We start from the raw sequence: 11,026 nt of genomic DNA on the forward strand, positions 1-11,026 counted from the left end.
ATTTGTAGAAGGGAACTAAGTAGAAAAAGAATTTAAATAAATCTGGTACTAAAAATTGAAATAGGGAGTAATCTTTTTGTAAAATGATGAGGATAGAAAAGCTGATTATATAAGTATGTGTGATATGATGTTTTTATAAGTTTTATACATACTGCACAAATATAGATTAAATAAGATAAGTGGTGAGAATATGATTTTTGTATTGGATGTAGGGAACACAAATGCTGTACTGGGCGTGTTTGAAGAGGGGGAACTTCGTCAACATTGGCGCATGGAAACGGATCGTCATAAGACAGAAGATGAATATGGAATGCTTGTAAAACAGTTGCTTGAGCATGAGGGTCTTTCGTTTGAAGATGTGAAAGGTATTATCGTGTCTTCAGTCGTACCACCAATTATGTTTGCTTTAGAGCGCATGTGTGAAAAGTATTTTAAAATTAAGCCGCTTGTAGTAGGTCCTGGAATAAAAACGGGGCTAAATATTAAATATGAAAATCCACGAGAAGTAGGTGCGGATCGAATCGTAAATGCAGTAGCAGGAATCCACTTATATGGAAGTCCGCTTATTATTGTCGATTTTGGTACGGCTACTACATATTGTTATATTAACGAAGAAAAGCATTATATGGGTGGAGTTATTACACCAGGAATTATGATTTCAGCAGAGGCTTTATATAGTAGAGCGGCAAAACTTCCTCGTATTGAAATTACAAAACCAAGCAGTGTAGTTGGGAAGAATACGGTAAGTGCGATGCAATCCGGTATTCTTTATGGTTATGTTGGACAAGTGGAAGGTATTGTTAAGCGCATGAAAGAGGAAGCTAAACAAGAACCAAAAGTTATTGCAACAGGTGGATTAGCGAAATTAATTTCAGAAGAATCGAATGTAATTGATGTTGTAGATCCATTCTTAACATTAAAAGGTTTGTATATGTTATACGAGCGTAATGCAAATTTACAGCATGAGAAAGGTGAATAAATAAGTATGAAAGATTATTTAGTAAAAGCGTTAGCATTTGATGGGGAAGTGCGTGCGTATAGTGTACGTACTACAAACACGGTAAGCGAGGCGCAAAGACGTCATGATACATGGAGAACAGCTTCAGCGGCACTTGGTCGTTCTTTAACTGCAGGTACAATGATGGGGGCAATGTTAAAAGGTGACCAAAAGCTAACAATTAAGGTAGAAGGAAATGGTCCGATTGGTCCTATCTTAGTAGATGCTCATGCAAATGGAGATGTACGTGGTTATGTAACGAATCCACATGTTGACTTTGAAGGAACAGAACAAGGGAAATTACGTGTATATCAAGCGGTAGGTACTGAAGGATTTGTAACGGTAATTAAAGATATTGGTATGCGTGAGCCGTTTATTGGTCAATCTCCAATTGTTTCAGGAGAATTAGGAGAAGACTTCACGTATTATTTTGCAGTTTCTGAGCAGACGCCTTCTTCTGTAGGTGTTGGTGTCCTTGTAAATGGAGACGATAGCATATTAGCGGCAGGTGGATTTATCCTTCAAATTATGCCGGGTGCACAGGAAGAGACAATTTCATTCATTGAAGAGCGTTTGCAGAAGATTCCTCCTGTATCAACATTGATCGAACAAGGGCTTTCTCCAGAAGAGTTACTGTATGCAGTCCTTGGAGAAGATAAGGTAAAAGTATTAGAAACGATGGATGTTCAATTTAATTGCACATGCTCACGCGAACGTATCGAGAGTGTGTTAATTAGTTTAGGTAAAACGGAGTTAGAGCAAGTTCGTGAAGAAGAAGAAGAAACAGAAGTTCATTGTCACTTCTGTAATGAGCGATACAAGTTCTCTAAAGAAGATATTACAAATTTAATTGAGAATTTGTAATAAGGGAATTTACCCTCTAAATACATTGACAAACAGGGAATTTTCTGACAAAATCTAAATATAGACAAAACCAATAAAAATACTCGGTGTTAGGAGTGACAGGAATGCGAGTGGCACAATCAGTTTCAGAATTAATCGGGAAAACGCCGATCGTTAAGTTGAACCGCATCGTAGAATCAGACAGCGCAGATATATACTTAAAATTAGAATTTATGAATCCGGGGAGCAGCGTTAAAGATCGTATCGCATTAGCTATGATTGAAGATGCTGAGAAAAAAGGATTATTAAAAGAAGGCGATACAATCATTGAGCCGACAAGTGGTAACACAGGAATTGGTTTAGCGATGGTAGCAGCTGCTAAAGGATATAAGGCAATTTTAGTAATGCCAGAAACAATGAGCGTTGAGCGTCGCAATTTATTACGTGCTTATGGCGCTGAATTAGTATTGACTCCAGGGCCTGAAGGAATGGGCGGAGCAATTCGTAAAGCGACTGAATTAGCAAAAGAACATGGCTACTTTATACCACAACAGTTCAAAAACCAATCGAATCCAGAAATTCACCGTTTAACAACAGGTCCAGAAATTGTTGAACAAATGGGCGACCAATTAGATGCGTTTATTGCAGGTATTGGTACGGGTGGAACGATTACTGGTGCTGGTGAAGTGCTGAAGGAAGCATATAAAGATATTAAAATTTATGCAGTAGAACCTGCGGATTCACCAGTGTTATCTGGTGGAAAACCGGGTCCACATAAAATCCAAGGAATTGGGGCTGGATTTGTTCCAGAAACATTGGATGTAGAAGTATATGATGAAATCATTCAAGTGAAAACAGAGCAAGCGTTCGAATACGCAAGAAGAGTGGCTAAAGAGGAAGGTATTTTAGTTGGTATCTCTTCAGGAGCAGTTATTTATGCAGCGACAGAAGTTGCGAAAAAGTTAGGTAAAGGGAAAAAGGTACTTGTTATTATCCCAAGTAACGGTGAACGTTATTTAAGTACACCACTTTATCAATTTGAGTCTTAATTATATGTGATTGAAAAAGCATCCTTGAAAAAGGATGCTTTTTCTTTTTGGATTGGAAATAGGAAAAGAGTGAATGACTAGAAAACTTCATGTAAAATAAGAGGTAGTATAATTAATTTATTTTCACTAGCCTTCGAGTATAACTCTTCTATATACATAACGAATGTAGTTTGAAGTGGTTAATATAAGAGGGTGGGATAAAAGAAGACGGGGTGTTGATATGCAACGAAGAAAATCTTTAGCGCTTTCTATTCCATATCAGTTAGATTTCTTTAAGCAATATAAATTTCTTTCTAAGGATAAACCGCAACATATTTTGTTAGAGAGTGGGCGTGGCGGTCGTTATAACATTGTGGGGTTAAACCCGGTAGCGGTAATCCGAGGGAAGGGTGAAACGTTACATATAAGTGAAAGTGGTAAGGAAACAATAAAGCAAGGAAACCCATTAGGTTTAATGCAGGAATATATGGAGCAATGGAAAACGGATTATAATCCGGAATACCCGCCTTTTCAAGGTGGTGCAATTGGCTACTTTAGTTATGATTGCATCCGTTATATTGAAAAACTTCCTTCTCTTGCCGAGGATGATATTAATATACCTGATATATTCTTTTTATTATTTGATGATGTGTTTGTGTATGATCAAGAGGAAAAAGTATTATGGATTATTACACATTATGCAGATAAGCATGAAGAGGCAAAAGAACGATTAAATGAATGGAAGGTTCTTTGGACGACAGAAGCGCCAGAAGTGACTATGCCGTTTGCGTGCCCTGAAAAGAAAAGTGAAGCAGTTGCTTTTACTGAAGAAAGCTTTATGAAGGCGGTTGAATGTATTCAAGAATATATTGGTGCTGGTGATGTGTTCCAAGTAAACTTGTCGACAAGACAAGAAAGAACGTTACAAACACACCCACTAGAAATATATACAAGTCTTCGTGAAATTAATCCATCTCCATATATGGGTTACTTGGAGCTCGGGGATTTTCAAATTGTAAGTGGATCGCCAGAGTTGCTAATTAAGAAACAGGGAACTGAAGTAAGTACAAGACCAATTGCTGGAACGAGATCTAGAGGGGCAAATGAGCAAGAGGATGAAGAATTGGCAAGGGAATTAATTGAGAATGAAAAAGAAAGAGCAGAGCACGTCATGCTTGTGGATTTAGAGCGAAATGATTTAGGACGTGTTTGTAAATATGGCACTGTAGAAGTAGACGAGTTTATGGTAATTGAGAAATACTCACATGTTATGCATATTGTTTCTAATGTGCGTGGTGAGGTGGAAGAAGATAAAGATGCTTTCGATTTAGTGAAGGCTGTATTCCCTGGAGGAACAATTACGGGTGCTCCGAAAATACGTACGATGGAAATTATTGAAGAATTAGAACCTGTTCGCCGAGGGATTTATACAGGTTCAATCGGTTGGATCAGTTATTCTGGAGATACAGAATTGAATATTGTAATTAGGACACTTCTTGCTAAAGACGGAAAAGCGCATGTACAAGCTGGGGCGGGAATTGTAATTGATTCAAATCCGGAAAATGAATATAAAGAGTCGTTAAAAAAGGCGATTGCTTTATGGCGTGCAAAAGAACGTAGTGAAGAAACGGTTAGGTGAGAGAAATGATATTAATGATTGATAATTATGATTCTTTTACATTTAATTTAGTGCAGTTTCTTGGAGAACTTGGACAAGATCTTGTTGTTAAACGTAACGATGAAGTGACTATTTCAGATATTGAGAATATGAAACCAGACTTTTTAATGATTTCGCCAGGTCCATGTAGTCCGAATGAGGCAGGAATTAGTATGGAGGTTATTCGATACTTTGCTGGAAAGATTCCGATTTTTGGGGTTTGTCTTGGGCATCAATCTATTGCGCAAGTGTTTGGTGGAGAGGTTGTTCGTGCAGAGCGATTAATGCATGGGAAAACATCGCTTATGCATCATGATGAGAAGACGATTTTTTCGGATATCCCTAATCCGTTTACCGCGACACGCTATCATTCCCTTATTGTTAAGAAAGAGACGTTACCTGATTGTTTAGAGGTAACGTCTTGGACAGAAGAAGGGGAAATTATGGCGCTCCGCCATACAACATTACCGATTGAAGGTGTGCAGTTCCACCCGGAATCTATTATGACTTCTCACGGGAAAGAGTTGTTGCAGAATTTCATTCGTAAATATAGTCCAAGTGTGACATCATGTTAATTTACGTAAATGGTCAGTATGTAGAATCGAGTGAAGCGAGAATTTCTCCTTATGATCATGGTTATTTATATGGTCTTGGAGTTTTTGAGACTTTTCGTATTTATAATGGTCATCCTTTCTTATTGGATGATCATTATGACCGTTTAATAGATGCGCTGGATACATTGCAAATAAAATGGACAAAGACGAAAGATGAAGTAATGCTTATTTTGAAGAATTTAATCGTTAAGAATAAATTAGAGCATGCGTATGTCCGTTTTAATGTATCGGCGGGTATAGATGAAATTGGATTGCAAACAGAAATGTATGAAGAGCCGTCTATTATTGTTTTTATAAAACCTTTAGCGGCCCCGGGAGATGTAGTGGAAAAAGAAGGGGTTATCTTAAATCAAGTAAGAAATACCCCAGAGGGTGCATCTCGCTTGAAGTCTCACCATTATTTAAATAACATTTTGGGGAAACGTGAAATTGGAAATGGTGTGAATAAGGAAGGGATTTTCCTGACTGAAGTAGGTTATGTTGCAGAGGGTATTGTTTCGAATCTCTTTTTTGTGAAAGGTGATATTTTATATACACCTTCGCTTGAAACAGGGATTTTAAATGGTATCACTCGTGCGTTTATTATAAAGGTTGCTGAAGAGATTGGTATAGAAGTAAAAGAAGGTTTCTTTACAAAAGATGAATTACTTTCAGCCGATGAAGTCTTCGTAACAAACTCGATTCAAGAAATTGTTCCGCTTAATCGTATAGAGGGACGAGATTTCCCGGGTAAAGTAGGTATGGTTACAAAAAGATTTATGAACCTTTATGAAATGCAGAGAGAGAAATTGTGGAGCAGAAATGAATTACGAAGAGGAGATGTGTAGTTTGAAGTGGGATTATGATTTGCGCTGCGGCGAATATACATTGAACTTAAATGAAAAAACGTTAATTATGGGGATTTTAAATGTAACACCAGATTCGTTTTCTGATGGTGGGAGTTACAACGAGGTAGATGCTGCAGTGCGCCATGCGAAAGAAATGCGAGATGAAGGTGCTCATATTATTGATATTGGTGGCGAATCTACTCGTCCGGGCTTTGCTAAAGTGTCAGTGGAAGAAGAAATAAAACGAGTTGTTCCAATGATTCAGGCTGTTTCAAAAGAGGTGAAATTGCCTATTTCTATCGACACATATAAAGCGGAAGTTGCAAAACAAGCAATCGAAGCTGGTGCTCATATTATTAATGATGTTTGGGGAGCGAAGGCGGAACCGAAAATCGCTGAAGTTGCGGCTCATTACGATGTACCTATTATCTTAATGCATAATCGCGATAACATGAATTATCGTAATTTAATGGCTGATATGGTTGCTGATTTATATGACAGTATTAAAATTGCTAAAGATGCTGGTGTACGAGATGAGAATATCATTTTAGACCCGGGCATCGGTTTTGCTAAAACACCTGAACAAAATTTAGAAGCGATGCGTAATTTAGAACAGTTAAACGTACTAGGTTATCCAGTTCTCTTAGGTACCTCAAGAAAGTCCTTTATTGGGCATGTGCTAGATTTACCGGTAGAAGAACGTCTTGAGGGGACGGGAGCTACCGTTTGTCTTGGTATTGAAAAGGGTTGTGAGTTTGTTCGTGTTCATGATGTGAAGGAAATGGCACGTATGGCTAAGATGATGGATGCGATGATTGGTAAGGGGGTAAAGTAATTGGATAAAATTTATATTCATGATATGGAGTTTTACGGTTATCATGGTGTATTCCCAGAGGAAAATAAATTGGGCCAGAGATTTAAAGTGGACTTAACGGTGGAATTGGATTTGAAACAAGCAGGAGAAAGTGATGACTTAGAGCATTCTGTTAATTATGGAGAGCTTTTCGAATTATGTAGGAAAGTTGTAGAAGATAGAACATATAAGCTTGTAGAGAGTATTGCTGAAAATATTGCTACAGATATATTGAAACAATATGAGAGTATTTCAAGATGTACGATAAAGGTAATTAAACCAGATCCGCCGATACCAGGACATTATCGTGCTGTAGCGGTAGAAATTACGAGAGAACGTCCATGAATAATATAGCTTACATTGCATTAGGTTCAAATATTGGAGAACGTTATACGTATTTAACTGAAGCGATTCAGTTTCTGAATAAAAATCCTTATATCAAAGTTGAGGATGTTTCGTCTGTATATGAGACGGAACCGGTTGGCTATACTGACCAAAGTTGCTTTTTAAATTTAGTTATAAAAATTTCTACCAATTTATCACCGCAAGAATTATTGAAAGTAACGCAAAAAGTAGAAAATGATCTAGGAAGAAAAAGGGAAATTAGGTGGGGACCTAGGACTATCGACCTTGACATTTTACTATATAATCAAGAAAATATTGAAGCAGAGAATCTTATTGTTCCGCATCCGCGGATGTTCGAAAGAGCTTTTGTTATCGTTCCGTTGTTAGAGATTAATCAAGATATAAAACAAAACATTTCACGTTCACAAGTAGAAGAAATGAAAAGGCGAGAGGGAGTAACGGTATGGAAGCAGAAAAATGGGGAAGACGCATTCGTGCTTTTCGAAAACTAAAAGGTTATACGCAAGAAGGTTTTGCAAAAGAATTAGGGGTATCTGTATCTGTTTTAGGTGAAGTTGAGCGAGGAAATCGATCGCCTTCCCAAGACTTTGTAGTGGAAGTTGCTAAAGCATTAAAGGTCTCGATAGATGAGCTAATGCCAAAGTGACCATGAAGGAAGGAGTAAATCGAGTGTTAAAAATCGCAAATATTGAGATGAAAAATCCGGTTGTATTAGCACCGATGGCGGGAGTGTGTAACTCTGCATTCCGTTTGACAGTAAAAGAATTCGGTGCAGGCCTAGTTTGTGCTGAAATGGTAAGTGATAAGGCGATACTACTGAACAATAAAAGAACATTAGATATGTTATATATTGATGAGAGAGAAAAGCCATTAAGTTTACAAATTTTTGGTGGCGAGAAAGAAACTCTTGTAGATGCTGCGAAATACGTAGATCAATATACGACAGCAGACATCATTGATATTAATATGGGGTGCCCAGTACCAAAAATCGTTAAGTGTGATGCAGGAGCAAAGTGGCTTTTAGACCCAAATAAAATATATGAAATGGTAGCGGCAGTTGTAGATGCTGTAGAAAAACCAGTTACAGTAAAAATGCGTATTGGTTGGGATGAGGATCATATTTTCGCAATCGAGAATGCGAAAGCTGTTGAGCGTGCTGGTGGACAAGCGGTAGCAGTTCATGGGCGCACACGAGTACAAATGTATGAAGGAAAAGCGGATTGGGATATTATTAAACAAGTAAAGCAAGCTGTAAATATCCCGGTTATTGGAAATGGTGATGTCGCAACGCCGCAAGATGCAAAGCGTATGCTTGATGAAATTGGTGTAGATGGTGTTATGATTGGCCGCGCTGCCCTTGGAGATCCATGGATGATTTATCGTACGGTAAAGTATTTAGAGACTGGTGAATTAATGCCGGAACCGACAGTACGTGAGAAAATTGACGTATGTATGTTGCATCTAGATCGTCTGATCGATTTAAAGAATGAAAATGTCGCTGTAAGAGAGATGAGAAAGCACGCAGCTTGGTATTTAAAAGGCATTCGTGGTAATGCAACTGTACGTAATGGTATCAATGCTTGTAATACGCGTGAAGACCTTGCAAATGTATTAGGTACATTTGTAGAAGAAGTAGAAGCGAAACAAAAAACAATTCACGTTGGTTAATAATAGGAAGGGAAGATTGACATTCTTCTATACACTTCCTATAATTACGTGAAAGAAAGAAGAACTGCCAGTTAGTTGCTGGCAGTTTTTCTAGTTGAGTAGAAAATGCTATACTGTATATATTGTAAAAATTAATAGAGCTGGAGTGATATCAATACCATGGATAACATGAACCACGAAGAATTAAACGACCAATTGCTTGTTCGTCGTGAAAAGCTACATAACTTACGTGAGCAAGGGATCGATCCGTTCGGTAAACGTTTTGAACGTACAAATGCAACAAATGAATTATTAAGCCTATATGGAGAGTTCTCTAAAGAAGAATTAGAGGAGAAAGAAATCTCTGTTTCTATCGCTGGTCGTATTATGACAAAACGCGGTAAAGGAAAAGCTGGATTTGCACATATTCAAGATTTACATGGACAAGTTCAAATTTACGTTCGTAAAGATGCTGTTGGAGATGAAGAGTACGAATTATTTAAAACAGCAGATTTAGGTGACTTAGTAGGTATTGAAGGTAAAGTTTTCAAAACGAACGTTGGAGAACTTTCGGTGAAAGCAACGGGCTTTACGCTATTAACGAAATCTCTTCGTCCATTACCGGATAAATATCATGGATTAAAAGATGTTGAACAACGCTACCGTCAACGTTACTTAGACTTAATTACAAGTATGGAAAGCCGTGAAACATTTGTTACTCGCAGTAAAATCATTCGTGAAATGAGAAGATACTTAGATGACAATGGTTATCTTGAAGTGGAAACACCTATGATGCACGCAATTGCAGGTGGAGCTTCTGCGCGTCCTTTTATCACGCACCATAATGCGTTAGATATGGAGTTATATATGCGTATCGCAATTGAACTTCATTTAAAACGCCTTATTGTGGGTGGATTAGAAAAAGTTTATGAAATCGGCCGTGTATTCCGTAACGAGGGTGTATCAACTCGTCATAATCCCGAGTTTACGATGATTGAATTATATGAAGCGTATGCTGATTATAAAGATATTATGAAACTAACAGAAAATATGGTTGCTCATATCGCGAAGCAAGTACTAGGTACAACAACAATCCAGTATGGTGATTATGAAATTAATCTAGAACCAGAATGGACACGTCTTCATATGGTAGATGCAATTAAAGAACATTCTGGAGCAGATTTCTGGAATCCGATGAGTGTAGAAGAAGCGCGTGAACTTGCAAAAGAACATAATGTAGAAATTAAGGATACAATGGAAGTTGGTCATATTATTAATGAATTCTTCGAGCAAAAAGTAGAAGATAAATTAATCCAACCAACATTTATTTACGGTCATCCGGTAGAAATTTCGCCACTTGCGAAAAAGAATGACGAAGATCCACGATTCACAGATCGTTTCGAATTATTTATCGTTGCACGTGAACATGCAAATGCATTCACTGAATTAAATGATCCAATCGATCAGAAAGAACGTTTTGAAGCGCAATTAAAAGAACGCGAACAAGGTAATGATGAAGCTCACATGATGGATGATGATTATATCGAAGCTCTTGAGTATGGTATGCCTCCTACAGGTGGACTAGGAATTGGTATTGATCGTCTTGTTATGTTATTAACGAATGCACCATCTATTCGTGACGTACTATTATTCCCTGCTATGCGTCATAAACAAGACTAAGCTTTGGAGATTTCTCCAAAGCTTTTTTTATCGCGATTGGTGAGGCTTGATTAAAGTTTCACTTTATTTGAGTATGAGTGTGGAGATTAGATGTTGATGTTGGAAGAAATTATATTTATATAGAAGAAAAGTACTGTTTTTATACTTTTTTACTAAGTTAAAAATTTTATTAGAAAAACTATTGCATTTTAATAATCAAACTGGTATATTTATATTCGTTGCCACGAAAGGTAACAAGCAAAACAAACGAAAAACAACTTTTTGAAAAAAGTTGTTGACGAAAATATAACAAAATGTTATATTAATAAAGTCGCTTCTGAGCGACGAAGTAGTTCTTTGAAAACTGAACGAAACAAACAACGTGAAACGTCAATTTTTATTTTATGATGCTAGACAAACTAACTTTATTGGAGAGTTTGATCCTGGCTCAGGATGAACGCTGGCGGCGTGCCTAATACATGCAAGTCGAGCGAATGGATTAAGAGCTTGCTCTTATGAAGTTAGCGGCGGACGG

At 37.5% G+C, this 11,026-nt stretch carries 12 protein-coding genes and 1 rRNA gene; all 13 read left to right on the forward strand.

What is annotated here, in order from left to right:
- The first annotated feature begins 190 nt into the window (after window positions 1-190).
- Window positions 191-979: a type III pantothenate kinase gene (locus PQF83_RS27490; protein WP_000578367.1), complete on the forward strand. Its 789-nt coding sequence runs from the start codon at window positions 191-193 to the stop codon at window positions 977-979.
- A 6-nt stretch (window positions 980-985) separates the two neighbouring features.
- Window positions 986-1,861 carry a redox-regulated molecular chaperone HslO gene (hslO, locus tag PQF83_RS27495; RefSeq protein ID WP_000656366.1) on the forward strand — a complete coding sequence of 292 codons (876 nt, stop codon included), beginning with the start codon at window positions 986-988 and terminating at the stop codon, window positions 1,859-1,861.
- Window positions 1,862-1,965: 104 nt separating this feature from the next.
- Window positions 1,966-2,889: a cysteine synthase A gene (cysK, locus tag PQF83_RS27500; RefSeq protein ID WP_001261703.1), complete on the forward strand. Its 924-nt coding sequence runs from the start codon at window positions 1,966-1,968 to the stop codon at window positions 2,887-2,889.
- A 220-nt stretch (window positions 2,890-3,109) separates the two neighbouring features.
- Window positions 3,110-4,507, forward strand: a complete 1,398-nt coding sequence (pabB, locus tag PQF83_RS27505) for an aminodeoxychorismate synthase component I (RefSeq protein ID WP_001189695.1) — start codon at window positions 3,110-3,112, stop codon at window positions 4,505-4,507.
- A gap of 5 nt (window positions 4,508-4,512) precedes the next feature.
- Complete coding sequence (gene pabA, locus PQF83_RS27510) at window positions 4,513-5,100, forward strand: aminodeoxychorismate/anthranilate synthase component II (protein WP_000602276.1); 588 nt, start codon at window positions 4,513-4,515, stop codon at window positions 5,098-5,100.
- Window positions 5,094-5,966 (forward strand): aminodeoxychorismate lyase, encoded by an 873-nt coding sequence (gene pabC / locus PQF83_RS27515; protein WP_000909887.1) that lies wholly within the window; start codon window positions 5,094-5,096, stop codon window positions 5,964-5,966. The genes pabA and pabC overlap by 7 nt, the downstream gene beginning before the upstream one ends.
- Window positions 5,941-6,801, forward strand: coding sequence for a dihydropteroate synthase (folP, locus tag PQF83_RS27520; RefSeq protein ID WP_002081846.1), 861 nt, complete (start codon window positions 5,941-5,943; stop codon window positions 6,799-6,801). The genes pabC and folP overlap by 26 nt, the downstream gene beginning before the upstream one ends.
- The gene (folB, locus tag PQF83_RS27525) at window positions 6,802-7,164 is read left to right on the forward strand and encodes a dihydroneopterin aldolase (RefSeq protein ID WP_000358059.1); all 363 of its coding nucleotides are present in this window, start codon (window positions 6,802-6,804) and stop codon (window positions 7,162-7,164) included.
- Entirely contained in the window at window positions 7,161-7,676 is a 516-nt protein-coding gene (gene folK, locus PQF83_RS27530; RefSeq protein WP_001059445.1) for a 2-amino-4-hydroxy-6-hydroxymethyldihydropteridine diphosphokinase, read from the forward strand. The genes folB and folK overlap by 4 nt, the downstream gene beginning before the upstream one ends.
- Entirely contained in the window at window positions 7,628-7,831 is a 204-nt protein-coding gene (locus PQF83_RS27535) for a helix-turn-helix domain-containing protein (protein ID WP_000387027.1), read from the forward strand. Before folK ends, PQF83_RS27535 begins: the two co-directional genes overlap by 49 nt.
- Before the next feature lie 23 nt (window positions 7,832-7,854).
- On the forward strand, window positions 7,855-8,853 hold the full coding sequence (gene dusB / locus PQF83_RS27540) for a tRNA dihydrouridine synthase DusB (RefSeq protein WP_000912257.1): 999 nt from the start codon (window positions 7,855-7,857) through the stop codon (window positions 8,851-8,853).
- A 159-nt stretch (window positions 8,854-9,012) separates the two neighbouring features.
- The gene (lysS, locus tag PQF83_RS27545) at window positions 9,013-10,512 is read left to right on the forward strand and encodes a lysine--tRNA ligase (protein WP_000369678.1); all 1,500 of its coding nucleotides are present in this window, start codon (window positions 9,013-9,015) and stop codon (window positions 10,510-10,512) included.
- A 404-nt stretch (window positions 10,513-10,916) separates the two neighbouring features.
- Window positions 10,917-11,026, forward strand: a 16S ribosomal RNA gene (locus tag PQF83_RS27550); the annotation flags it as partial.

It is taken from the genome of Bacillus sp. FF-1 (genome assembly GCF_028548245.1).
Taxonomy (GTDB): Bacteria; Bacillota; Bacilli; order Bacillales; family Bacillaceae_G; genus Bacillus_A; species Bacillus_A paranthracis.

What these genes read in the sequence shown, in the direction of transcription:
- folK (WP_001059445.1), top strand. Translation starts at nt 7,161, where the DNA reads ATGAATAATATAGCTTACATTGCATTAGGTTCAAATATTGGAGAACGT.
- pabB (WP_001189695.1), top strand. Translation starts at nt 3,110, where the DNA reads ATGCAACGAAGAAAATCTTTAGCGCTTTCTATTCCATATCAGTTAGAT.
- pabC (WP_000909887.1), top strand. Translation starts at nt 5,094, where the DNA reads ATGTTAATTTACGTAAATGGTCAGTATGTAGAATCGAGTGAAGCGAGA.
- PQF83_RS27490 (WP_000578367.1), top strand. Translation starts at nt 191, where the DNA reads ATGATTTTTGTATTGGATGTAGGGAACACAAATGCTGTACTGGGCGTG.
- cysK (WP_001261703.1), top strand. Translation starts at nt 1,966, where the DNA reads ATGCGAGTGGCACAATCAGTTTCAGAATTAATCGGGAAAACGCCGATC.
- PQF83_RS27535 (WP_000387027.1), top strand. Translation starts at nt 7,628, where the DNA reads ATGGAAGCAGAAAAATGGGGAAGACGCATTCGTGCTTTTCGAAAACTA.
- pabA (WP_000602276.1), top strand. Translation starts at nt 4,513, where the DNA reads ATGATATTAATGATTGATAATTATGATTCTTTTACATTTAATTTAGTG.
- lysS (WP_000369678.1), top strand. Translation starts at nt 9,013, where the DNA reads ATGGATAACATGAACCACGAAGAATTAAACGACCAATTGCTTGTTCGT.
- folP (WP_002081846.1), top strand. Translation starts at nt 5,941, where the DNA reads ATGAATTACGAAGAGGAGATGTGTAGTTTGAAGTGGGATTATGATTTG.
- hslO (WP_000656366.1), top strand. Translation starts at nt 986, where the DNA reads ATGAAAGATTATTTAGTAAAAGCGTTAGCATTTGATGGGGAAGTGCGT.